This window comes from Gardnerella sp. KA01000 (assembly GCF_049244035.1).
Classification (GTDB): domain Bacteria; phylum Actinomycetota; class Actinomycetes; order Actinomycetales; family Bifidobacteriaceae; genus Bifidobacterium; species Bifidobacterium leopoldii.
In genome coordinates this window covers 616,726-642,023 of sequence record NZ_CP058367.1, presented here as the reverse complement: position 1 = coordinate 642,023, position 25,298 = coordinate 616,726, and the positions used below count along the sequence as shown (strand labels likewise).

At 42.5% G+C, this 25,298-nt stretch carries 22 protein-coding genes; 7 read left to right on the top strand and 15 right to left on the bottom strand.

The genetic code is table 11. The features are described from left to right. Positions 1–12: 12 nt before the first annotated feature. The 8 genes from ruvC to HXT58_RS02320 all read right to left on the bottom strand — a co-directional run bounded on the left by ruvC (position 13) and on the right by HXT58_RS02320 (position 8,413). A complete protein-coding gene (gene ruvC / locus HXT58_RS02355; RefSeq protein WP_004106546.1) occupies positions 13–594 on the bottom strand; it encodes a crossover junction endodeoxyribonuclease RuvC in 582 nt (193 codons plus the stop codon). A gap of 6 nt (positions 595–600) precedes the next feature. Then, the gene (locus HXT58_RS02350) at positions 601–1,359 is read right to left on the bottom strand and encodes a YebC/PmpR family DNA-binding transcriptional regulator (protein ID WP_004106544.1); all 759 of its coding nucleotides are present in this window, start codon (positions 1,357–1,359) and stop codon (positions 601–603) included. 62 nt (positions 1,360–1,421) lie between these two features. Then, on the bottom strand, positions 1,422–2,078 hold the full coding sequence (locus HXT58_RS02345; RefSeq protein WP_004106542.1) for a CDP-alcohol phosphatidyltransferase family protein: 657 nt from the start codon (positions 2,076–2,078) through the stop codon (positions 1,422–1,424). A gap of 215 nt (positions 2,079–2,293) precedes the next feature. After that, positions 2,294–4,324, bottom strand: coding sequence for a threonine--tRNA ligase (gene thrS / locus HXT58_RS02340; protein ID WP_004574318.1), 2,031 nt, complete (start codon positions 4,322–4,324; stop codon positions 2,294–2,296). Positions 4,325–4,507: 183 nt separating this feature from the next. Next, positions 4,508–5,401 carry a metal ABC transporter permease gene (locus HXT58_RS02335; protein ID WP_004106538.1) on the bottom strand — a complete coding sequence of 298 codons (894 nt, stop codon included), beginning with the start codon at positions 5,399–5,401 and terminating at the stop codon, positions 4,508–4,510. Beyond that, a complete protein-coding gene (locus HXT58_RS02330; protein WP_004574321.1) occupies positions 5,402–6,358 on the bottom strand; it encodes a metal ABC transporter permease in 957 nt (318 codons plus the stop codon). Positions 6,359–6,364: 6 nt separating this feature from the next. Continuing rightward, entirely contained in the window at positions 6,365–7,087 is a 723-nt protein-coding gene (locus HXT58_RS02325; protein WP_004574322.1) for a metal ABC transporter ATP-binding protein, read from the bottom strand. A 144-nt stretch (positions 7,088–7,231) separates the two neighbouring features. After that, complete coding sequence (locus HXT58_RS02320; RefSeq protein WP_004108796.1) at positions 7,232–8,413, bottom strand: metal ABC transporter substrate-binding protein; 1,182 nt, start codon at positions 8,411–8,413, stop codon at positions 7,232–7,234. A gap of 472 nt (positions 8,414–8,885) precedes the next feature. On the opposite strand from HXT58_RS02320, the gene HXT58_RS02315 reads away from it, so the two are divergent. The 4 genes from HXT58_RS02315 (at position 8,886) to HXT58_RS02300 (ending at position 12,454) form a co-directional block, all read left to right on the top strand. Beyond that, on the top strand, positions 8,886–10,022 hold the full coding sequence (locus tag HXT58_RS02315; RefSeq protein WP_101886058.1) for an ADP-dependent NAD(P)H-hydrate dehydratase: 1,137 nt from the start codon (positions 8,886–8,888) through the stop codon (positions 10,020–10,022). Positions 10,023–10,120: 98 nt separating this feature from the next. Then, on the top strand, positions 10,121–10,771 hold the full coding sequence (locus HXT58_RS02310) for an HAD family hydrolase (RefSeq protein WP_101886059.1): 651 nt from the start codon (positions 10,121–10,123) through the stop codon (positions 10,769–10,771). Positions 10,772–10,953: 182 nt separating this feature from the next. Continuing rightward, positions 10,954–11,886 carry a LysR family transcriptional regulator gene (locus tag HXT58_RS02305; protein WP_101886060.1) on the top strand — a complete coding sequence of 311 codons (933 nt, stop codon included), beginning with the start codon at positions 10,954–10,956 and terminating at the stop codon, positions 11,884–11,886. Between the two features lie 118 nt (positions 11,887–12,004). Then, the gene (locus HXT58_RS02300; protein ID WP_064340324.1) at positions 12,005–12,454 is read left to right on the top strand and encodes a Panacea domain-containing protein; all 450 of its coding nucleotides are present in this window, start codon (positions 12,005–12,007) and stop codon (positions 12,452–12,454) included. 376 nt (positions 12,455–12,830) lie between these two features. Here HXT58_RS02300 and HXT58_RS02295 read toward each other — a convergent pair whose 3' ends face one another. The 3 genes from HXT58_RS02295 to lepA are packed head-to-tail and all read right to left on the bottom strand — an operon-like array spanning position 12,831 to position 16,543. Next, positions 12,831–13,286: a hypothetical protein gene (locus HXT58_RS02295; RefSeq protein ID WP_004106523.1), complete on the bottom strand. Its 456-nt coding sequence runs from the start codon at positions 13,284–13,286 to the stop codon at positions 12,831–12,833. Between the two features lie 57 nt (positions 13,287–13,343). Continuing rightward, positions 13,344–14,666: a radical SAM family heme chaperone HemW gene (hemW, locus tag HXT58_RS02290; RefSeq protein ID WP_101886061.1), complete on the bottom strand. Its 1,323-nt coding sequence runs from the start codon at positions 14,664–14,666 to the stop codon at positions 13,344–13,346. Continuing rightward, positions 14,663–16,543: a translation elongation factor 4 gene (gene lepA, locus HXT58_RS02285; protein WP_101886188.1), complete on the bottom strand. Its 1,881-nt coding sequence runs from the start codon at positions 16,541–16,543 to the stop codon at positions 14,663–14,665. The genes hemW and lepA overlap by 4 nt, the downstream gene beginning before the upstream one ends. A 262-nt stretch (positions 16,544–16,805) precedes the next feature. Between lepA and rpsT the strand changes: the two genes are divergently transcribed. Then, positions 16,806–17,066 (top strand): 30S ribosomal protein S20, encoded by a 261-nt coding sequence (gene rpsT, locus HXT58_RS02280; protein ID WP_004106518.1) that lies wholly within the window; start codon positions 16,806–16,808, stop codon positions 17,064–17,066. Positions 17,067–17,157: 91 nt separating this feature from the next. Here the strand turns inward: rpsT and HXT58_RS02275 are convergent, their stop codons facing one another. The 3 genes from HXT58_RS02275 to HXT58_RS02265 form a co-directional block, all read right to left on the bottom strand. Then, entirely contained in the window at positions 17,158–17,871 is a 714-nt protein-coding gene (locus HXT58_RS02275; RefSeq protein WP_032835223.1) for a trimeric intracellular cation channel family protein, read from the bottom strand. A 142-nt stretch (positions 17,872–18,013) separates the two neighbouring features. After that, positions 18,014–19,183 carry a branched-chain amino acid aminotransferase gene (locus HXT58_RS02270; protein ID WP_004106516.1) on the bottom strand — a complete coding sequence of 390 codons (1,170 nt, stop codon included), beginning with the start codon at positions 19,181–19,183 and terminating at the stop codon, positions 18,014–18,016. Between the two features lie 279 nt (positions 19,184–19,462). Further along, positions 19,463–20,089 carry a 50S ribosomal protein L25/general stress protein Ctc gene (locus tag HXT58_RS02265; RefSeq protein ID WP_004106514.1) on the bottom strand — a complete coding sequence of 209 codons (627 nt, stop codon included), beginning with the start codon at positions 20,087–20,089 and terminating at the stop codon, positions 19,463–19,465. A 337-nt stretch (positions 20,090–20,426) separates the two neighbouring features. On the opposite strand from HXT58_RS02265, the gene HXT58_RS02260 reads away from it, so the two are divergent. Together HXT58_RS02260 and HXT58_RS02255 are read left to right on the top strand one after the other, a co-directional pair. Then, positions 20,427–22,475: an AMP-dependent synthetase/ligase gene (locus HXT58_RS02260; RefSeq protein WP_004106511.1), complete on the top strand. Its 2,049-nt coding sequence runs from the start codon at positions 20,427–20,429 to the stop codon at positions 22,473–22,475. Positions 22,476–22,650: 175 nt separating this feature from the next. Then, positions 22,651–24,063, top strand: a complete 1,413-nt coding sequence (locus HXT58_RS02255) for a CAP domain-containing protein (RefSeq protein WP_421775652.1) — start codon at positions 22,651–22,653, stop codon at positions 24,061–24,063. 190 nt (positions 24,064–24,253) lie between these two features. Here HXT58_RS02255 and era read toward each other — a convergent pair whose 3' ends face one another. Further along, the gene (gene era, locus HXT58_RS02250) at positions 24,254–25,249 is read right to left on the bottom strand and encodes a GTPase Era (protein ID WP_004119093.1); all 996 of its coding nucleotides are present in this window, start codon (positions 25,247–25,249) and stop codon (positions 24,254–24,256) included. Between the last annotated feature and the right edge of the window lie 49 nt (positions 25,250–25,298).

Sequence of the window (25,298 nt, the reverse complement as noted above, 5' to 3'; positions counted from 1 at the left end):
TCTATTAATATCCTACATGTCTCGAACGACAGAAGAAGATTTACGCGCCTGAGCTTGAGCTAAAGCCCATTGTTTCTGTGCAGCAGTTAGATGCTGCTCGCGCTCGCCACCTTGCAAAGCACCAGAAGGACGAAGAGCATGACAAATAGCTTGAGCTAAAGCGTCGGCAGCATCAGCAGGAGTAGGCAAAACATTAAGACCAAGTAATCGCGCTACCATGCGCTCTACTTGAGGTTTTTGAGCTTTTCCGTTTCCAGCTACAGCAAGTTTAACTTCAGTAGGAGTGTGTAAAGCAACAGGAATATTGCGCTGTGCTGCAGCAAGCATTGCGATACCAGCAACCTGTGCAGTGCCAAGAACAGTATTTCGATTTTCTTGCGCAAAAACACGTTCAATAGACACAGTATCAGGCGAAAAACGCTCAATTTTTTCAACTAATCCGTTATAAATCTTTAAAAGTCGCAAATCTTGCGAAAGATCAGGCTCAGACCTCAACACATCGACGTGAATAAAAGAAAGCCGACGCGAGACGCCGGCTTCAATCACGCCGACCCCGCAGCGAGTAAGCCCGGGGTCAACGCCCAAAATCATCATAGGAGACTATTCATCTTCCTCAAGCTGAGCCATAACCTCATCTGAAGCGGTCCAGTTGCTGTAAATATTCTGAACATCGTCCAAGTCATCGAGATTATCGATTAAGCGAGAAACTTTTTGAGCATCTTCGAAGCTTAATTCAACCTCATTGTTTGGATGCATAATGATATCTGCAGAATCATAGTCGAAACCAGCTTCCTGCAAAGCCTTACGCACAGTTACCAAATCACTGGAATTGGTGTAAACAGAATAAACATCACCATCATCAGCAACATCTTCAGCTCCAGCTTCAGCTGCAACTTCGAAAAGCTTATCGTAGTCAACGCCTTCGGATGGAACCTCAATCAAACCTTTACGTTCGAAGTTGAAGCTCACGGAACCGCTTGTCGCCAAAGAACCGTTGCCCTTAGTAAGAGTTGAACGCACATCAGCAGCAGCACGATTACGGTTATCAGTAAGGCATTCAATAATCAATCCAACACCTGCAGGAGCGTAACCTTCGTAAACGATTTCTTCATAGTTTGCGCCGCCAGCTTCTTCACCAGAACCACGCTTTACAGCGCGCTTGATGTTGTCAGCAGGCATGGAAGCCTTCTTGGCTTTAACGATGGCATCGTACAGCGTAGGGTTACCATCAGGATCGCCACCACCCAAACGTGCAGCAATTTCAATGTTCTTAATAAGCTTGGCAAAAAGCTTGCCACGCTTTGCGTCGATAGCGGCCTTCTTGTGCTTTGTAGTCGCCCACTTGGAATGACCTGACATGATACTCCTAAAACGTACAGTTAACCAAACGAAACGATTTTATTGCGCTTTCGCGACAAATTTTATTTATCTTTTATATCAAGCCCATGCTTTACTTCAAAAATACGCTGGAAAACTGTAATAATACCGCCAATAGCAAGCAGAATCATAGCAAAACTCAACCAAAAAAGTTGATTTGTAAGACCAACAAGCCCCATAGCAACAAGAATCACAGCAACTCTATCTGCACGAGTTATTAAACCTTTTTTAGGATCTACATTTATTGACTGACCGCGAGCGCGAGTGTATGAAGTTACGAAAGCTGCCATAAGAGCAACCAAACAGCTTAATAATCCTACATACTTTATTGCATTGCCATTCAAAGTTGAAATCCAAGTGCACATATCTTTTTCATGAGAGTTATACAAACAAATGCATACCGAGGAAAACAATGACCAGTCTGCAATACGATCGAGAGTTGAGTCAAGAAATGCACCAAATTTTGTGCCGCCTGTTGTCAAAGCAGCAACAGAACCATCTAAACTGTCTGCAAGCACAAAAATAGTTAAAAATATAGTGCCAACAACAAACTGTTTAGTAAAAGCAGTAACAAAAGCAATAATAACTACAGCTATTGTGCCGACAATTGTTACACAGTTAGCACTTATGCCTAATCGGACTAGCAATTTTGCAATTGGAGAAATAGTGCGCTTAAACCCACTGCGTAATGATTCCAACATTGAATGCAACCTTCCTAGCGTAATCAAGCAAATAAAACTTGGGTTCAATAAACAATCCCATATTAGTCAATCGGCTGTAATACACACAAAAGCCCACACAACTTTAAGAAGTGTGGGCTTTTGCTTATTTCGTTTATTTATTGCAATTTAATTTTCAAGCGAAACTGTGCTGCTTAAGTAACGTTATTTAAGTTACATAACTTAAATAGCTTATGCTACTTAGTGTAGCGCTCAAAATCTTCTGCAGTATTGACCTGAACGCGCTGCTTAATGATGGACAAAATCCACTCTTTAGCTTGCGAAACAGGAACGCCATTCAATTGGCTGCCATCGCGGAAGCGGAAGCTCACAGCATTGTTGTTCACATCCTCTTCGCCAGCAATCAAAGTGAAAGGCACTTTAGACTTAGAAGCGTTACGAATCTTCTTGCCGAAGCGATCGTCAGAGTTGTCCATTTCGCAACGAACCATATTCTCTTCCAAATCGCTAATCAACTTTTGCAAGTGTGGAGCGAACTCATCTGCAACAGGAACGCCAGTCACCTGGACTGGAGCCAACCATGCTGGGAATGCGCCTGCATAGTGCTCAAGCAAAATAGCGAAGAAACGCTCAATAGAGCCAAAGAGTGCGCGGTGAATCATCACAGGACGCTGGTGGCTACCGTCAGCCGCAATGTACTCCAACTTAAAGCGCTCAGGCAAGTTGAAGTCGAGCTGAATAGTAGAAACCTGCCAAGTGCGGCCGATTGCATCGCGAGCTTGCACGGAAATCTTCGGGCCGTAGAATGCAGCTCCACCTGGATCGTCCACGAGTTCCAAACCAGACTCTTTAGCAACCTCTGCCAAAGTATTAGTTGCTTCTTCCCAAATCTCGTCGGAACCAACGAACTTGTGCTCATCCTTAGTGGAAAGCTCCAAGTAGAAATCGTTCAAACCGAAGTCTTTAAGAAGACCAAGCACAAAGTTAAGCAAGCTCTTCAACTCATCACGCATTTGCTCGCGAGTGCAGTAAATATGCGAATCATCCTGAGTCAAGCCACGAACACGAGTTAACCCATGCACAACGCCAGACTTTTCGTAGCGATACACAGTACCAAACTCAAACAAGCGCAAAGGAAGCTCGCGATAAGAACGCTGGCGAGACTTGAAGATCAAGTTATGCATTGGGCAGTTCATTGGCTTCAAGTAGTAGTCAGCACCTTGGCGAGTTACGTTACCGTTTTCGTCGCGCTCTTCGTCAAGCTTCATTGGAGGATACATGCCATCCTTGTACCACTGCAAGTGGCCGGAAGTCTCATACAAGCCGCCCTTAGTAATGTGCGGAGTTTGTACGAAGCTGTAGTGATGCTTGCGATGCTGTTCGCGGGAATAATCTTCCATTGCGTTAATAATTGCAGCACCTTTTGGATGGAACACTGCTAAGCCTGGACCAATCTCATCTGGGAATGAGAACAAATCCATTTCTTGGCCAAGCTTACGATGATCGCGCTTAGCAGCTTCTTCCATGCGAGTTGTATAAGCTTTAAGCTCTTCCTTACTAGGCCAAGCAGTTCCGTAAATGCGCTGAAGCATAGGATTATGCTCCGAGCCACGCCAGTAAGCTGCAGCAACACGCTCAAGCTTAAAAGCCTTAATATAGCGAGTGTTTGGCAAATGAGGTCCACGGCACAAATCGCTCCAAACTTTATTGCCTTCGCGATCCAAATTGTCGTACATGCTAAGCTCATGCTTGCTAATTTCGCCAGCAGCAGCCGGATCAAGAGCAGCTTCCTTATCCCCAATCAACTCCAACTTATAAGGTTGATTTGCTTCTTCAGCGCGCGCTTCATCTTCAGTTACAACGCGACGACGGAAGCTTTGAGACTCTTTAATAATGCGCTGCATATGCTTTTCGATTTGCTTCAAATCGTCTGGCGTAAATGGAGTATCAACATCGAAATCATAGTAGAAGCCGTCTTTAATTACAGGACCTACGCCCAACTTTGCGTCTGGTCGAATTTCTTGAACAGCTTGAGCCATCACGTGAGTAGCGGAATGACGCATGATTGCGATGCCATCTTCACTATCAAGTGCTACTGATTCCACGGTATCGCCGTCATGAAGAGGCGTGTACAAATCACGCAACTCGCCATTTAAACGCACGGCAATAATATTCTTATCTTCCGCGAAAAGTTGGGCGCCAGTGAAGCTTGCATCCACCTCCTTGCGTTCCTCGTTTACGGTGATGGAGATGGTATTTTCAGCCATAATTGTCCTTTTCTATCGGGGTCTTGCGTTACTAATGTGCAGACCTGGACTTGTGTGGCGTCGATAAACTTACGCGATTAAAACATAAATAAAACGCGCAAAAAACGACGTCAATCGCACGCATTTTTCACGCGCAATTCGTTGATATTCTAGGACAACAGAACGACTTTTAAGGCACTTTTGCTAAATAGCGTTTTCGGCTACTTTTTCTCGCCTTGCATGCAATCTTGATGAAAAATCATTAATTTTTATAAAAATACTTTCACCAATCTTGACTATTAAGAAGAAAGCTCCAGCTACGATAGCAATAGTGCCGCCGGCAGAAAGTTTCAGTATTACAGCCAAAGCTAGTCCAATTAAAGCAATCGAAACAGCAGTAATTACACATGCAAGCACGAATTTATTTATAGAAGCAATTCTTCCCTTTAATGCTGCAGCAGGAGCAGCAATAAGAGATACTGAAACAACTGTACCAACTGCTGGAATAATAACGGAAACAGTAATAATAATCAAAGCAAGAACCATGCCCTGTATAAAACCTGATCTTCCGCCTGCAGCACGGTAATTAATCGGATCAAACGAGCAATGCACAAGATTAGCAGAATTAAAAACCCATAATCCCAAAACAAGTAAGAAAGCAACAGAGGCTGAAATCACGTCTGCAGGAGTGCAATTAAGCAATGATCCAGTTAAAAATCCCTCAATACGCAATGGCAATGGAGCAAACCACTTATTTAAAAAGTATCCACTAGCAAAGCCGACAGTTAAAGTAATGCCAGCTGCAGCTTGCGAAGAAATGCCTTTAAGATGCGAAAGTGCATACATTACTAAGGAAAGTACAACGCACGCAACAGCAGCACCAACAAAAAGCCCAAGCGACAAAATATTTTGATCTATTGTATAAGCAGAAGTTAAAACTACACCTAATACTGCTCCAGGAAATGCAGCATGAGTAATAGATTCAGTAAAGAATATTCGCTGATTAAGAAGAGCAAGAGAGCCAACAAAACCGCATAGAGCACCTACAACAATTGCTTCAACTATAGGTAGAGCGATAATTTGCCAAATACTTACCATCTATGCCCTACCTTTATAAGATTTTGCTAAAACTTGCATATCGCTATCGCTTGTATGAGTTTTATGCGCAAAAACTATAGATGAAATAACTTGGAACAGCCAGCGCACAACAAGCACAACTACGAACATTGCACACATGCTTAATGCAATTGCTGCTTGAGGAGAAATAGGATGATCAAGCTCCAAATTCATAACGTACATACCAAGAACAACTCCAGCAATACCAACAAAAATACCAACTGCAACCATGCGCCCAACTGTTCTAGACACTAAACGAGCACTAGCTCCTGGAATAATAAGGTATCCGATCACAAGAAGAACGCCAACAGCTGAAGATGCAGAAACAACAACCGCAGCAATACCAACGTTAAGAACAATATCTACAAAAAGAGTATGCACTCCCATTAATGGAGCACTTGCTCGATCGAAAGCAACAATAATCTGCTGTTTCCAAGTTGCCAAAAGCACAATAATTGCAAACAAGCAAATCCACATTGCTTGAGTCATTCGCTCATCAGTGACATCAAGCAGCCTACCAAACATCAACGCTTCGAGCTGACCTGACATATCACCTTTTTTTAGTGAAATTACTACACCAAGAGCAAAGAAAGTAGTTAAAACAGTTGCGATAATCGATTCATTTATGCGAGCTGAACGAGAAGCCCACACTAACGCAGCAACTAAAAATACTGAACAAATTGCAGCACCAGGAATAATTTGATCTATGCCACCGTACAAAGCGCCTACAACAATTCCAGGAAATATGCCATGCACAATAGCTTCCGCATTAAATTCAGCACATCTCAAGTTCACGAATACACCAACGATTCCGCTAGCTATAGACAGAACTATAAGTAAGCAGAACGGGCGAAAAATATAAGGAGCAGAAGCAATAAAATCAAAACCTGGAATTGGTTCCAGAGCTTCTCTTAATGACTCAACTAATTGGGCAAGCATTGAAAATCAGCCTTCCGCAATTTCCGAAAAAGTAAGACCTGCAGAAGCAGCAGGCATGCTTCCACCATATGCGCGAGTAATATTTTCTTTAGTCATTACTTCTTTAAGCGCACCAAAAGCAATCTGCTTGCCAGCTAAAAGTAGCGCTTTTTCACAAATAGCATCTGCAATAACTAAATCATGCGTAGACACAACAAAAGCAATACCTTCTTGCTTTGCTGATTTCATAATATTAAGAAGTTCTCGGCGATTCGGTTCATCAAGACCATTAAAAGGTTCGTCGAGCAAAATAAGCGTTGGTTTTGCAACAATAGCGCGCGCAAGAAGAATGCGTTGGCGCTGACCGCCAGAAAGGTCACCAAATCGCACATCTGCACGATTTAATAAACCAACATGATTAAGAGCATCCTCAACAGCTTTTTTCTGATCTTTTTTAAGCAATCCAAGAAAACCTGTCTGTCTACTTAAGCCCATTGCAACAACTTGCCGTGCAGTAATAGGGAATGTTAAATCCAAATCAACCTGCTGTGGCACATATCCAATAGACAAAGCCTTAGGCATTTTCAGTTCACCGCGACTTACGCGCACGATACCAATAATAGCCTGCAAAAACGTTGTTTTTCCAGAACCATTTGGACCTATTAAAGCCAAAGCTTCCCCGGCTTGCACACTGCCATTAATACCAGTCACTACAGTTTTATAACCGTATGCCAGGTCGCAATTTTTCATTGCAAGGACGCTCTTATTCACTATATTTCCAGTCTTTTCAGTTTATTAATAAGTATTCGTAACAGTAACTTCCTGCTTTCGCTATTAAACTTTCGCTATTAAAGTTACTGTTACGATACTATTATTTTTACTGTTATTTATATGTTACTTCTTCAATGCAGTCTTAACTGAATCTGGAAGTTCAGGAACATTACCATTCCAAGCTTTCACCAATGTTTCAACATTGTGAACAATGGAACCGATGTAAGTTTCTCCGGCAGATCCGACTGGTCCAAGCGAATCTCCATAAAGTGCGTCGTCGCCAATAACAGCCTTTACTCCTGCTGCTGCAGCAACAGCCTTGATAGACTTGGAATTGTTAGAATTCTCAGCAAAAATCGCAACAGCTCCGGACTTCTTGACATCTTCTGCAGCTTTCTGAATATGATCTGCAGTAGCATCCTGCTGGCTGTTGAAATCAGAAAGTGCTGCACCAATGAACTTCACATTGTAGTCACGAGAGAAGTAACCGAATGCATCGTGAGAAGTGAAGAGAACACGATGCTTTTGTGGCACACTATTCAAAGCTTTAGTTGCCCAAGCATCCAAATCAGTCAAAGACTTAACGAACTTTTCAACATGCTCATCGAAAATAGACTTGCTCTTAGGAAGAGCTTTCCCAAGGAAATAACCGATATTCTTAACCTGAATCATCGTGTTCTTCGTGCTGGTCCAAATATGTGGATCGTACTGGAATTCAGGCTCCTTCTCGCCTTCTTCTGGAGGGAATGGCCACTTTTCAGCATGCACCTTAGCGATACCGCGATCAACCTTGTATGGAAGATCCTTTTCCTTAGCAGTCTCAGCCTTTGGATCCTTGATTTCATCAGCAGTGAGAATACCGGAAGTCACACCCATAGTGCCCTTAAAACCGGTAGCTTTCACAGCTTGATCCAAGAAGTGCTCGAGATCTACACCAGAAACGAGCATCAAATCAGCCTTAGAAAGAGCTTTAGATTGAGCTGGAGTCATTTCATGCTCATGAGCAGAAGCGTTTGGCGCAAGCAAGCAGGTCAAATTAATTGTTGACTTTGCTTTGTCTTGAGGAGCTCCGATTACAGACTTCTTGCCCTGAGAATCAGTCTTATTGAGACTCAATCCAGATTTTGCGTCAGCAGTTGAAGCGATTTGAGTTACGTAATCGCAAATTTGAGTTGTAGTTGCCACTACATTTACTTGATTGCCCTTCGCCTTATTTTCGGCATTTTTTGCAGAGCCGCAAGCACCCATAGAAGTTGCTAATAATGCAACCGCAGCTGCAGTTGCGAAAATTCGTGAAGTTTTCACACTCGTTCCTTTCGGGAATCTTTAACTATTATTGCATGGGTTGATTGTGAGAGGTACTCATGAAAGCTATTCATGAAAAAAATAATCATTCGCAATAACGCTTATAGCATAAGAAAAATATGCGTGACGGTCAATAAAAAATGTGAAAAAATATAATTATTTTTGCAAAAATGCGTTTCGCGACTTTTCCATCTGTTATAATGCAAAATTTCAAAAAAGACCGTGCTACTTTCTGCTTTATCTTGCATTAAAAAACGTTAATATACCAACGAAAAAATAAATGTGATTATAACATTTGAACAAATTTATTAATCAGGCATTTTTGTTTATTTTTTACGCAAAACTAGTAGCGACACGCCGTAACACTCACGACACGCAGAATAACAAAAAAATTACAAATATTTTCAAAATGTTTACAAATTGTAACAATACATAAGTTTAGACAATAATACACATGTTTAGCCAACTCTGCATGTGCTTAACAGCAATTACACTTAATACTATGTTTGGCAATACAGATGGTATGAATTACATTGCAAAACCCGACAGTTCACGCACTGACGATAAAAACTCTGCAACTAATGAAATATCAGTAGATATTCATCTTGCTTCCACACCATTGCGCACGCCTCACGCAAGCGATAATAAATATTCAAGAGGTGTTCTAGGCGTAATTACCGGTTCAAACGACTATCCCGGAGCAGCAGTGTTAAGTACAAGCGCTGCAATACATGCAAATATTGGAATGGTTCGTTATTCAGGTCCTCTTCGCGCACAAAACTTAGTATTGCAAGCATCGCCTGAGGTAGTAGCATCTGAACAATTAAACGGAAAAATAGACGCAATAACAGTTGGATGCGGCATACCAGACGAAAGCCATTGCAACGACGAAACTGCTTTATCTCAAAGAAAATACATTGCTAGCATACTTGCAAAATACTCCAACGAAAACGACAACAAAAACGAAAACGACAACGCTGAAACGCAATTAAATAACAATCTTCCGCCAATATGCGTAGATGCTGGAGCATTAGACTTACTACCAAAACAAGTTTGCGAAAAAGTAGTTCTCACACCTCATGCAGGAGAATTAAGCTCGCTTTTTACTAGATATGATTTAGAAGTAAGCGCACAACAAATATCTAGCAACCCAACACACTACGCTCAAAAAGCAGCAAATCTTACTGGAGCAACTGTGCTTCTTAAAGGCGCAACAACAGCAGTTGCTTCACCATCATCGCTGCACTCTCCTATTTATATTGCACAATACGCTCCATCTTGGCTAGCAACTGCAGGCTCAGGAGATGTGCTAGCAGGAATTCTAGGAGCATTGCTAGCACAGTACGAAAAAGATAACGAAAACGCCGACAAGAACGACAACAACAATGCAAATAACGAAAATTACGCACTTATTGCAGCGAGCGCAGCTGTGATTCATGGAGTTTGCGCAGTATTTGCATCACGCAGTAGCGGAGGAAACAATTACACTCAACTAGTGCAAGACATAGTGAAATCAAAGCATGCTTTAACTTTGGAACATCCAATTGTGGCAAGCGACATTATAAATGCATTACCGCATGTTCTTGGGATTCTTATTAATATAAAGTAGCGCGCAGAATAATATCAATAGCGTGCAAAATTAACGCATGAAACAAAATACGCAAATCTAAAATAACGTATGAAACAAAATAGAAGGAGTAGAAACAAATGACTAACGCACAAAATATTGAAATCCATGACGTTATGTTTGACTATTGCAAAGTTCTACTCGAATGGAATTGCCGAAACTGTTTGCAAAAGCAATTCCCGAATTTAGTTGATACTATTTGCCCTAATGGAAGCTTTGGAAAGAACGATTTAGCCGGGTTCTATGAATTTGAGGACCGCATGGATGGCGGCGAGCTTTTGAAAGATCTTATGCCTGAATACGAACGTCGCTTTGGAAGCGAACTTGCTGAATCTTTCCGTTGGTATTGTGCTCATTATGACCAAGTTTTGACGCGCATGATGCCTGGAATGGTTGATTTATTGCATGATCTGCGTAAAGCTGGATACGGCGTGTGGGGCTTAACGAATTGGTCTAAAGAAACTTTCCCACTTGCTTTACGTAAATTCCCAGAACTTTCTACTCTTTTACAAGGAACTATTATTTCCGGTGTTGAGCATTTGCATAAGCCAGAACCGGAAATTTTTGAACTTGCTATAAGTAGATTTGGATTGAATCCGCAAACAACTGTTTTCTTCGACGACAAACCAGCAAATATTGATGGAGCTCATAGAGTTGGCATGCATGGCTTTGTTTTTACAACCGCAGAGCAGGCGCGTAAGGATTTAGCTTCAGTGGGAGTAAATCTTTAATAATATTGCTTAAATATTTAGCTTATATTACTAAGATCATGTATGAGACTATGGTTATGTGAAACTATGGTTATGGCAACTAAAAATTAAGTTATGCCTATACCTTTTGCTAGATTCGTTAGCGGTTCATTTATGTGATTTTTGATGATTATCGTAACTTTTAGCTCACGAAAGAAGCTCGTATGACTTTGCTACAACTGAAATATATTGTAAAAATCGTTGACTGCGGTTCAATGAACGAAGCAGCACGAGCACTATATATTTCACAACCAGCATTGAGCTCTTCTGTAAAAGAGCTTGAAAGAGAACTTAACATTGAAATTTTCACTAGGTCCACTCAAGGAATTGCATTAACAGCTGATGGAGCGGAATTTTTGACGTACGCTCGACAAGTAATTGAGCAGGCAGATCTTCTTGAAGAACGATACAAAAGTACGAAGCCTCGCCCACAATTATGCAGCGTTGCAACACAACACTATATGTTTGCCGTTGAAGCATTCGTCGATATGATTCGCAGTATTCATTCTGATGAATACGAGTTTTCAATTCGCGAGACACGCACAAAAAATATTATTAAGCAAGTAAGCGATATGCGCGCAGACCTTGGAATTCTTTATCTTTCTGACTACAACAAGGATGTAATCGGCAAGCTGCTTCGTGAAAAACATTTGGAGTTCCACCCGCTTTTCCGTGCAAAATTGCATGTTTTTCTTTCTAGAAATAATCCGCTTGCAGTGCGAAAAAGCTTGAGCTTGGAAGATTTAAAACCGTACCCGTTTATTCAATACGAACAGGGAGAAGAAGGAAGTTTCTTCTTCGCAGAAGAGGCTGTTTGGCCTACTCGCCCACCGAAAAAAATCAACGTTTCTGACCGCGCTACCATTTTAAACTTTATTATTGGGTTGAATGGTTATACTGTTTGCACTGGAATAGATAACGGCGATTTAAACAATGAAAAAATCGTCACTATTCCGCTTGAATGTGATGACACTATGCTTGTTGGCTGGATTACCAACGAGCGCACGAAGCTTTCAAGAGCTTCACTCGCTTATCTTACGCAACTTAAATCTGTGCTTGTAAGACATGGCTACGCGCTTATAGATTCACAAAATTAACGCAAGCCAAAAACTACGCATAATAAAAGTTGTCCACATTTCTTTAATCGAATTGACGCTCACTTTTTCCATTCATAAAATCGCTATTAATTTGTTGCAGAGAAAAAGGAGGTGTGCGATGGGTATTATTAACGTAGCGGCAAAAATATTGGAAATTATGGGGCCAATGACAACTATGAAGCTGCAAAAGCTTGTGTATTATTCTCAAGCGCACAGCTTAGCTACAACTGGATTGTCGCTATTTCCGGAAGATTTTGAAGCTTGGACGAACGGTCCAGTTTCATTGGAATTATTTAACAGGCATCGAGGAAGATTCACAATTCGCAAAGAGGAACTACTGATTTCTCTTCCAGAAAGATGCGCAACTTTAGAATATGAGCAGGTGAAGATTATAGAGGAAGTGTGCGCAAAACTTGGAAATCTTACAGGAAATCAGCTCAGCGAAAGAACACATAAAGAAGATCCGTGGATTCGCGCGAGAATCGGCATATCTGCAAATCAAGGCAGCGAGGAAATAATTTCCAAGAAGTCAATGCGAGATTACTACATTAAGCATCCTATTGTGTAAATGCGCGAATGTCCGAAGAGCGCCAACTAGAGACCGTAACGCAGTATGCGCTCGCGCGCTTTGGCCGAGCTTGAAATCAACAGGATTTCAAGCTCTTTCAAAGCGTGATTTGGCATGTGAAGCACGGTGTGCTTCACATGCCAAATCAGCCGAACGGCTACCAATAGCCGTGAGGAATAAGCGCTCGCTTACGAAACTCGCGTTGGAAGTCCACTGGACTTCCAACTTAAGCGAGTTTCCGCTCCGAACTGCTTTCGCGCGCTACGCTCTAAGCGCGAAAGCAGTTCGGAGCGCACACAAATAACTAAGGCGAGCACGTTGTTATTAGCAAGTGCCCGCCTTAATTATTAAAAACATTCTTATTTTATAAGTACATCTAAATCGCAGTGCCGTGCTCGTCAAGGCGCGGATTCTGCCTAGAATTACTAAAGCTAAAGAACAAGCCAAACACGCCTAATGCAAACAAAACAGAAACTACCACAACAAGCACAATAGGCTGATTAGGAAGCCACATAATCACCAAGAAAGCAAGCGCTGAAAGCAAAATCACAGCCCAGGAAAACACTCCAACAACTTTACGAACAACATTCCAAGTATCATCGCCAACCTGAGATCGCTTAACATTGCGAGCCAATCTCTCCTCCTCAGCTGTCACGTTAGACGTTGGCTTCCAAGGACCAGTTCCCCTCTCTTGAAGTCTTCTAGAGCGTTCTTGTAAATTGTATTCGTCAATCATGCCTCCGCGAGCGCGACCTTTTGTTTCATCATATTGAGAAGGAATCCCTTTGCGGCTCTGCCTTTCCTTCGCGCGACGCTCTTTGCGGTTTGCCATGATTGTTCCTTTCTACATTGAATTTTCTTATATCAAGCATTTATGACACAATACGCATTATTTTAGCACGGTCATACCTTCTTCACACGCGTCAACAATTCTTTCTATTAATAAATCGTTGAGCAGCCTACCTTTGCGTGTTGCGATAATGCGATTTTCGTGCAACACTGCCAAATCTTCCTTACACACTTCGCGTAACACTTTTTGCAAATGTGAATCATCGAACACCTTATTAGTTTCGCGCATTTTTTCGCACAATTGCGAAATATCAAGCCCTTCTTTAATGCGAAGCCCAAGCATTACCTCTTCAATAAGCGCGTCTTCAGCATTTATACACTCGTAGTTTTGCCACGGCACGTTTCCTGCGTTAATAGCATGAGCCCAATGTTTTGGGTGCAAAATATCCCATGAGCGAAGGTTATAAAACTCACTTGTATTAGCTAAAGAAGCACTATCATCCATGCTTTGTTTACTAATGTGATTTGCAGCATTGTAGTGCGAATGTGCTCCAGGACCAATTCCAGCCCAATCAATATTTCGCCAGTAGCCAAGATTATGACGAGACTCAAAACCAGGACGCGCCCAATTAGAAATCTCGTACCATTGTAATCCAGCAGAGTTAAAAAGTTCGTCTGCCAACTCGTATTTTGCGGCTTCATCATCATCATTTGGCGCTTGAATAGTGCCAGCAGCGATTTGACGGCCCATTTTTGTACGCGGCTCTACCGTTAGCGCGTATGCAGAAATATGGTTAACGCCTAGACTTAAAGCCATTTCTACCGACTTTCGCCAATCGTCTAAACTCTCCCCCGGAGCTCCATAAATCAAGTCAACGCTTGAACGCAAGCCACATGCGTTTGCTGCGTTTACACCGCGAGTTACATTTTCTGGAGTATGAGTACGGTCAAGAGTTTTAAGAACATGCGGAACAGCCGATTGCATTCCAAAAGATATTCGAGTAAATCCACCTTCTGCAAGCGTCTCAATATACTTTTCATCTGCAGTATCCGGATTTGCTTCAGTAGTTATTTCCGCTCCAGTTTTCAATCCCCACAAGCTACGTATTTCTTGCAAAATTCGCACTAAGTCGCGCGCTTTAAGAACTGTTGGAGTGCCGCCGCCGAAGAAAACAGATTGCGCTTTAGGCTCGAAAATCCCGTGATATTCCTGCCATTTTTTTACGAGTTGCATTTCACGAATCGCAACATCCGCGTACCCTTCGCGACTTGCTCCCTCTCCTAAATCGCGAGCAGTATACGTATTAAAATCGCAATAACCGCAACGACGCAAACAAAACGGCACATGCACGTACACTTCAAAAGGCATACTTTTAGTTTGCATAGCTGATTTATTTAATTCAGCATCCAACTCTAAACTCATCCCTCGGACTTTTGTGCTGCACGAATCTTATCTTTAGTATCGCGATCGTTTGCGCTCTCGTCTGTAGCTAATGCAGCAACAAACGCTTCTTGAGGAACTTCAACATGGCCGAGCATCTTCATACGCTTCTTACCAGCCTTCTGCTTTTCGAGAAGCTTACGTTTACGCGTAATATCGCCGCCGTAGCATTTAGCGAGCACGTCTTTTCGAAGTGCGCTAATAGTTTCGCGAGCAATAATTCTAGAGCCGATCGCAGCTTGAATTGGAATTTCAAACTGCTGTCGAGGAATAAGTCCACGAAGCTTCTTCGTCATCATAACGCCGTAAGAATAAGCCTTATCGCGGTGCACGATTGCACTAAAAGCGTCTACCTTTTCTCCCTGAATAAGAATATCAACTTTCACAAGATCCGCAGACTGCTCGCCGTCTTCATGGTAGTCGAGAGAAGCGTAGCCTTTTGTGCGGCTTTTAAGCTGATCGAAGAAGTCAAAAACGATTTCTGCAAGAGGAATCCTGTAGTGCATTTCCACGCGGTCGGCACTAATATATTCCATTGTGCCCATTTCTCCGCGATGTTCCTGGCACAAATCCATTACAGCACCAATAAACTCTTTCGGCGTAATAATATCGGCAGCAACCATTGGCTCAATAATGCGCTTAATCTTGCCTTCTGGAAACTCGCTAGGATTCGTTACATGATGCTCTTTACCATCTTCGCTAGTAACGTCATAAGTTACGTTAGGAGCAGTGGAAATAAGATCCAAGCCAAACTCACGGCTTAAACGCTCGGAAACAATCTCCATATGAAGAAGACCTAAGAATCCGCAACGGAAACCAAAGCCCAACGCAACAGACGTTTCTGGCTCGTAAATAAGAGCAGCATCGTTAAGTTTTAGCTTGTCGAGAGCATCTCGAAGATCTGGGAATTGCGCGTTATCAATTGGGAAAAGACCTGCGTAAACCATAGGTTTAGGATCGCGATAACCATCCAAAGGCTCAGATGCAGGATTTATAGCGCTGGTAATGGTGTCGCCGACTTTAGATTGACTCACGTCTTTTGCGCCTGTAATTACATAGCCTACTTCTCCGGCTCCAAGCGCCTTAGTTGGAGTCATATCTGGGCTAATAACACCGATTTCAATAGGATCGTGCGTCATGCCGATTCCCATCATATGCAACTTTTCGCGCGACTTAAGTTCGCCATCAACCATACGAATATAGGTGACGATTCCGCGATACGAATCGTATACTGAATCAAAAATAAGAGCGCGAGCAGGAGCATCAGGATTTCCGCTTGGGGCTGGAACTTCCAGCACAATTTGATCAAGTAAGTCTTTAACACCTTCGCCGGTTTTACCAGAAACGCGCAACACGTCCTCCGGCTTGCAACCAATTAAACCAGCTATTTCTTCAGCATGCTTATCTGGTTCAGCGCTAGGCAAATCGATTTTGTTAAGAACAGGAATAATCGTTAAATTATGGTCGATTGCCATATAAAGATTAGAAAGAGTTTGCGCTTCAATTCCTTGGGTTGCATCTACCAACAGCACCGCACCTTCGCATGCTGCCAGCGCGCGCGAAACTTCGTAAGTAAAATCGACGTGTCCAGGAGTATCAATCATTCCAAGCGAATACTCTTTGCCTTCAAAAGTCCAAGGAACGCGAACAGCCTGCGATTTAATAGTAATACCGCGCTCTTGCTCAATATCCATGCGATCCAAGAAACGGTCTCGCATTTCACGCTCTGGCACGATTCCTGAAAGTTGTAAAATGCGATCTGCTACAGTGGACTTGCCATGATCTATATGCGCAATAATGCAGAAATTGCGTATCAACGATTGATCCGTAAATCCTGGCTGGTTATGCGGTGTAATCAAAGCAAGCATCTCCTTTTAAGAATGCGAATACATGAAAACATGCAAGCATGAATCAAGCACTATAACTAATCAATATTAGCAAATCTACTACCTTAACGTAAAGTGCAAAATACGAAAGTTATTTATTAAGTAGCATATTCAATAAGTTTTTAATTAAACCAACAATAACAAATTAATTATATGAACTACTATATTTATCTAATAAGCATGATACACTTACTATTTGTATGTCCTTATATAGCAAACGTCGTTTGGAGTAACAGTGGCAAACATTAAGTCGCAGAAAAAGCGTGTTCTCACTAACGAGAAAGCACATAAGCGTAATGTAGCAGTAAAGTCTGCTTTGAAGACCGCTATTCGTGCTACTCGTGAAGCCATCACCGCTGGTGATAAGGCTGCAGCGCAGGCCGCTTTCGCAGTAGCCGCTAAGAAGCTTGACAAGGCTGCAGGTCGTGGCGTGATTCATAAGAATCAGGCTGCAAACCGCAAGTCTGGTCTTGCTGTAGCGATTAACGCTCTGTGAAGTTTGTGCAGATAACTGCATAACACAGCATGTAAGGAAAATCCCCAGTACCAATCGGTGCTGGGGATTATTTTTATCATCGTATGCAATATTAGCGGTGACGACGATTATTAATACGACGAATACGAGGACGTCTAACCTTAATAGGTTCCGTGCGGTTCATTGCTCCAAATAAAGTTAAATCTAGTTTCACAGACAACAAGCGCATTGCAACAACAAGAACAACAATAAGAACATCAAGCAATATTTCAACAGTTAAACCAAAGTAACCTGCATGCTTTGCTTTTACAACAAAAACAGTTAATACACATCCAAAAGCAGCAGGTAAAGCATACCAATGCTTATCTCGCACAATAACAGGAACTTGGTTCAAAATCATGTCGCGAATCAAACCGCCTCCCAAAGCAGTTGCCATTCCTAAAAATACTGAAGCCATACCAGACATGTGAAAATCCAAACCTTTTGCTGTGCCATTCACAGCAAACAGACCCAACGCCAAGGCATCAAGCGTAAGCATAAGCCAACGCCATTTATCAATCTCAGGGTGAGCAACAGCCACAATAACACCAGAAAGCAGACCTGTAATAACAAAACCACGATCAGCAATACCAACAGGCGGCAATGCTCCAAGCAACACATCACGAACAATACCGCCACCCAATGCAGTTATCCAAGACGTAGTAATAATCGCAAAAACATCATAATTCTTACGAATAGCCCACATGCCGCCAACCATGCCACAACATCCCATAGCAACATACTCAACTATAAGAAAAAAGACGTTATCCCCTAACGCACCTTCCAAAGCATTTCCCTTCAAATAAATTCGCCAAAACACTACGTGTATAACAAACAAACGCGTTGTACTCTATACGATATCTAAATATATAGAGTACAACGCGCCATAAGCAACATTAGATGAGATAATATTAACTAACTTATATAAATTAGTCGCAAACTTTCCACATCCAGTTATGCTTATCTTCGACATCACCGAGCTGAATGCCAAGTAACTCATCGCGCAAAGCCTGAGTTAACTCACCAACGCCACCATCGGCAACCTTAAGATCGAATTCATCGGACTTAAAACGACCAATTGGCGTAATGATTGCAGCAGTACCGCAAGCAAAGACTTCAGTAACCTCGCCAGAACGAATATCGTCAAGCAACCCTTGAAGAGGAATCATGGTTTCAACAACCTTATGTCCTGCTTCCTCAGCAAGCTGAATCAAAGAACGACGCGTAACGCCAGGAAGAATGCTGCCAGTAAGAGATGGAGTTTCCAAATGGCCATCCTTGTGGAGTGCGAACATATTCATGCCACCAAGCTCTTCCAAATATGTCTTAGTTGCAGCATCAACGAAGCACACTTGCTCACAACCATGCTCAATACCCTTGTATTCACCAAGTAAGGAAGCTGCATAATTTCCACCACACTTAGCAAAACCAGTACCACCAGGACCAGTGCGGAACCACTGATCTTCAACCCAAATGCTAACAGGCTTCAAACCACCCTTGAAGTATGGGCCGGATGGAGAAGCAATAACACAGTATTCAACTTCGTGAGCTTCGCGCACACCGAGGAACGGCTCGGAAGCAAACATGAATGGACGCATGTAAAGCGTATACTCTCGACGGCTCGGAACCCATTGCTTGTCTCGCTTTACCAAGGCTGCAACCGATCCAATAAAATCATCAATAGAGAGTTCCGGCAAATACAAACGCTTAGCAGAATTTTGGAAACGAGCAGCATTAATATCTGGGCGGAAAAGCCAAATAGAGCCGTCGGCGCGCTTATAAGCCTTCAAACCTTCAAAGCACTCCTGAGCATAGTGCAACACAGATGCACCTGGATCCATTTTCAATGGACCATAAGGCTCTACACGACGATCAGACCATCCTTCACCTTTAGTCCAAGACATATGAACCATATTGTCGGAGAAAATCTGACCGAAAGCAGGCTTATCAATAAGTTCGTTGCGTTTTGCATCCGAAACTGGATTATCATTCGGCAGAACTTCAAAGTTGCCAGCCAATTTGTTCAACAGAGCTGTATCGCTATGATCATAAGACTCATAAGCGTCAGAAAACTCTGGAGCTACTTCTAAATCAGCCATTATGTCTCTTTTCTATGTGGATTATTTCTACTTGCCTTTTACCGCAATTAACGTATAGATTAATACGATTCTTGTTTTTCGCAAAACTTACACGCCAAAATATCTTAAGAAATATTTCAAAAAATATGCTTTAAAATAAAAATTATTTAGCAAATTTGTTGATTTTATATGAAAAAAGCCGCATAAGAACTGACTTATGCGGCTTAAAATTTTAAACTATTTTATAAGTTATGAATTATAAGTTAATTAGTAATCAAATACATTAACTTATTTTATAACTTACTTTTCTTCTGCAGCTGGAGCGGCAGCAGGAGCAGCATCAGCAGCAGCATCAGCAGCTGGAGCAGCAGCTTCGGCTGTAGCAGCATCTTCAGGAACAGTGACGCTCACCACGGATTCTTCGCCATCCATATCGAGCTCAACACCCTGAGGAAGCTTGACATCCTTAGCAAACACCTTGGTGCCGTCGGTCAAACCATCAACGTTAACAACCAAACGCTCTGGCAAGTTAGCAACGTCTGCGCGAACCTTGAGCTCCTGGACATCCACGAATGCAACTGCAGCACCCTTTGGAGTGCCTTCAACGAAGACTGGAACTTCAACGTCAATCTTTTCGCCAGCCTTAACTTCGTAGAAGTCAATGTGTTCTACAATGCGCTTAACAGGGTTACGCTGAACATCCTTAACAACTGCAATGCGAGATTCCTCGCCAAACTTAATAGTGAACAAAGCATTAGCGTGACGCAAAGCCAAAGTGGTCTCGCGCATTGGAAGAGTAACATGCACTGGTTCAGCACCGCCAGCATAAAGGCTTGCTGGAATCAGCTTAGCTACGCGCAAACGACGAGCAACACCCTTACCAAACTCAGTGCGCAATTCGCCTTCAAGAGTAATTTTTGTAGCCATATCGGTCTCCTTATGGTCTGGATAGTTTAGTTTGTTAATCCAGCTTCAGGCGCACCGACGCGCCGAAAACCATAAGAGGCTATCAGCCCAGTCGATAACGGAACTCTGCCAACAAACTAATCACAAGCTAGTGGCATATTCCCTCGCCAAAGCAACTTCGCTATTCTAACGACAGGCTACGACTTATAGCAAATACAAAATTATTACTAATCAAATCGAATATAACTGCTACTTGAGCATACAAACGATTATTATAGTTAATAGTATGTAAGTGCATAGCATGATACTATGATGTGCGCTTAATCCGCAAGCCGTTTGGCATAATGAAGGAGCAAATGTGTCCGTTTTTAATGCACTCCAACAGCAAGCGTTTAATCTTGCCCGTAAAGCATTGCGTATTGGCAGTAACTTCGCGCACCCAGTCAGCGATGACCGTGCAGGCGGACCAGACTACCTTAATACGGATCAAGAAAACACAAATACTTTACTTTCACAAAAACAACGCCTTCCACACGTAGAAGAGTGGGGTGCGCAAATGCCAACAACGACGTTTATCGATCCGGAAACAGGCTTGCTGACCACAAAAACCGAAAGCGCAGCACCTCTTGACGATGGCACAAGCATTTATGACTTATACGCAGATCGCGCAGCACGTATGGGCGACGATCCTCTTTACACTTATAAAGAAAACGATAAGTGGGTCACAAAAACAGCTAATCAGTTCCTTCAAGAAGTACGCGATGCCGCAAAAGGTTTGATGCACTACGGATTGCGCAAAGGCGACGCTGTTGCTTTTATGTGCAAAACATCATACGAGTGGGATGTAACAGACGCAGCAGTTATGGCTTGCGGCGGTGTTCTTGCAACTATTTATGACACGGATTCAGCTGAGCAAATTCGCAATATTGTGAATAATTCCGACTCGCGTTTCCTTATTGTTGAAACAACTGACATGCGAGATAAAGCTGATGGAGCTATTGAAGAATGCCCAAGTTTGGAACGCATTATTTGCATTGAAACAGGCGGTTTAGCAGAACTTCAAGCTTTCGGATACGCTGTTAGCGATGAGGAACTAGATGCTCGCATTGATTCTGTAAAGAAAACAGACTTGTGCTCTATTGTTTACACTTCTGGCTCCACAGCTGCACCTAAAGGTGTGGAAATGACTCACGAACACTATTGCACTACAGCGTTGAATTTGCCTGTTTACTTGCCGAATTTGCTTAGCGAAAAAGACGGCTCTGTGCTTCTGTTCCTTCCTCAAGCACACTCTTTTGCAAGAGCAATTAACTATATTGTTGTTGCAAGTACGTTGCGCATTTATATTGCTCAAGGTATTCCTACTTTGATTTCCGATTTGCAAGTTGCAAAACCTACGGTTATGATTGTTGTCCCTCGAGTTCTTGAGAAGGTTTATAACGCAGCTTCGCAGAAGGCTGGTCACGGTGCTAAAGGCTTGGCTTTCCAGGGTGCTGTTGTGACGGCTCAACAGTATATGAAGGAAGTTCAGGAATTTGGTGACGCTAAGGCTCTTACTAAAGCTCGCCGCACTGCTTACGATCCGCTTGTTTATCGTCCACTTCGCCAAGCTCTTGGCGGTCGCGCACGCTGGATTGTTGCAGGTGGAGCTCCTCTAGATCCTGAATTGCTTTCATTCTTCCGCGGAGCAGGAGTTCCTGTCTACGAAGGTTATGGTCTTACAGAAACTACTGCACCATGCGCGTTTACTCCTATTGGAGTTCCATTCCGAGAAGGTTCTGTTGGCATTGCATTCCCAGCTTTTACTTTGCGAATCGCATCCGACGGAGAAGTGCAAATTAAAGGCACTTGCGTATTCCATAAGTATCACAAAAACGATGAAGCAACAGAAACTTCATTTACTAAAGACGGATGGTATGCAACAGGCGATTTGGGACGAATTGACGACGATGGCATGCTTTATATTACCGGACGTAAGAAGGATTTGATTATTACTGCTGGCGGTAAGAATGTTGCTCCTGGACCTATTGAAGAGATGATTAAGAGATGCGAACTTGTGTCTCAGGCTCTCGTTCTTGGAGATAAGCGTCCGTTTATTTCTGCACTTGTTACTTTAGACGAAGAAACTTTACGAAATTGGCTTAAACTCAAGGGTCTTGACGCTACTATGAGCATGGAAGAGGCTGCTAATAATGCTGTCGTTCGTGCTGAAGTGCAAAAATTTATAGATCTTGCCAATGAAGGCGTGTCACGCGCAGAATCTGTGCGAAAGTTCATTATTTTGCCAGAAGAGTTTACGCAAGAAAACGGCTTAATGACTGCGTCTATGAAGATTATTCGTCCACGAGTTATTAAGCGCTACACTACTTTACTTAATACACAAATGTATACGACGCGCAAAAAGTAGTTTGTTTAAATTAACTCAGCTGAACGCACACAATTTACCCCGTATTTGGAAAGTTAATATATTTAACTCTACAAATGCGGGGTAAATTGCATAAAAAATACACATTTAAAATGTTTCACATACTTATTAAAATTATGCGTGCAAGGGAATTTTTCCTACAAGAAAGAGAACAATTATGAATAAAAACAAAACTATAAAATCTGAAAGAAAAGTTTATTCAAATACTTTTTCTAAGAAACTTACTGCCGCAAGCGTAGCGGTAATTTTAACTGGGGCTTCTATCTCAATGTTTGCAGTTACTGCCAATAGTGCATATGCAAACGAAACTGATTTAAAACAACCTACTGTTCTCATTCCTAACAATAAAGTCACTTACAATGTAGCATCAGCTCCACTAACAAAAGGCGCAACAACTTCACAAAGCAGTGTAGAAAAGACTGCCGCAGGTCTTTTTAGATTTGCAATGAACGATCCTTCTCTTACTGCGGCACAGCGCGAAGATGCTCGCAAAGCTTACGAAACTTTGACCGGACAATTAAATAAGCCAAGCTGGTACGACTCAAAGGTGACTTTAGGAAAAGGAGATATTTACCCAGATTCTCTTTCTCGCTTAAGCAAAGCAATATCTTATATGCAAGCAATTAATGCTTATCGCCAAAGCATAGGATTAAGTCCTATGGGCGTAAGCCTCCAATTAACCGCTGATGCAATTAACGATGCATTCTATTCTGCAAACTACATCGGTCATGCTCGTCACTATAATACTTATGAAAATTTGGCTTGGGCTGATTACGGCGATGGTTCATACACCGGTGGCACAACACCTGAAACAATGACTGGCGCAATGAAGCAGTGGATTACAGACGAAAAGAAAGTTTACGACGAATACAAGTCACGTGGACAAGAGGCTCCAGAAGGCGAAGTTGGTCACTATTTGAACTTCATTAACGGCTCACTTGGTTCAATGGGATTCACTACTGGAAACATTAGTAATGAGTACGGTAGCATTGCAGCATGGGATGCTTCAACAGAAAGCGCTCCTTTCACAATCGAACAATACAAACAACTTATTGACAGGTACATCAATGGTAATGGTGGATCTTCCAGCCAAACACCAACACCGTCAGTTCCTGACCACACGGTGCCGTCAGTTCCTGACCACACCGTGCCGTCAGATCCTGAAGTAGATCATACTGTTACACCAGATGTTATGCCAAATATCAATATTCCAGAAGAATATCCAAGCTTTAGCCATTCCGATTACAATATTGGTGTAGGAGATATCAATTCTTCTAACTTCGGCTTAGGAGACTTCAACTTCGGCTTAGGCAACACCACCGACTTCAGCGGAACCAACATCGGAGACTTCAACTTCGGCTTAAGCAACACCACCGACTTCAGCGGAACCAACATCGGAGACTTCAACTTCGGCTTAAGCAACACCACCGACTTCAGCGGAACCAACATCGGAGACTCTAGCTTGGGAGACTTCAACTTCGGAGACTTAAACGGCTCCAACGCTTCAACTACTTTACCTGCATCTAGCACTACGGATACCCCTGTAGTTGATCCTGACACACTTCTGTAAGAAGCTGAAATCTAATTAACAAACAAAAATGAAGTGACGCAGCGGCATTCACCGTTGCGTCACTTTTTATTACAACTTATTTGCAAAGAATTGTGTTTTCAACTTGAGTAAGGTTACTCTCATAATCACTTCCACAGAAACCATTATTACTTATTAAGTAGATTGTCACAAAATAAGTAAATATGCTCTACTAGAACCCCAAACGCTCAAGCTTCTTAGGATCGCTCTGCCATCCTTTTGCAACCTTCACATGCAATTCAAGCACAGCTTTTGTGCCAGTAATACGATTTACAGCCGTGCGCAAACGCTTCTTTACGCGCACTAAATGCTCCGCACGATGGCCAATAATAATCGGCTTTTGAGAATCACGCTCAACATAAACAGATACAAGCACATGCGCTTTATTGTCGTCGTATTGAGTATCCTCTCCACCGCCCGGATACACAATATCGTCAACTACAACAGCTAAAGAATGAGGCAACTCGTCGTCCAACTCTTCCAAAAATGCGCCGCGAATAAGCTCCGAAATCATGCTTTCTGGGCTTTCCTCACTAAGCTGATCCGCCGGATACATTTGCGGACCTTCAGGCAAGTTTTGAATCAAAACATTCTTAACTTCGTCAACATTGTCGCGTTCCAACGCACTAACCGGCACGATATCCGTAAAATCAGCAAACTGTTGTATTTGAAGCAAATGCTCAACTAACTCGCTGCGGCTAAGCGTATCAATTTTCGTAACAATACCGATAAGCGGAACTTTCCAAGTCCAATTGCCCTTCTCATCTTTTTTAGCAAAATCAGAACGAAGTCGACTCAGAATTCGCCTATCCCCAGGACCAATCTCCTGGTCTGCTGGAAGCAAAAATGCAATCGCGTCAACATCTGAAAGTGACTCGTCAACAATATCGTTCAAACGCTGACCAAGAAGCGTACGAGGACGGTGAATACCTGGAGTATCAACCAACACCATTTGTGCATTATCGGTAGTAACAATCCCTCGAATAGCTTTACGCGTAGTTTCCGGACGAGACGACGCAATAGCAATTTGCGTACCAATAAGAGCATTCATAAGCGTAGACTTACCAACGTTTGGTCTACCAACTACAGCTACGAAACCGGAACGATAACCGTGAAAATCAGGAGTAGAAATCGTTGCGCGAGTTGAAGCGTCTAGATTTGCAAACATCTCGTCGTCGAAGTCATCAGTGTCGTCGAAGTTGTTAATATTATTCACG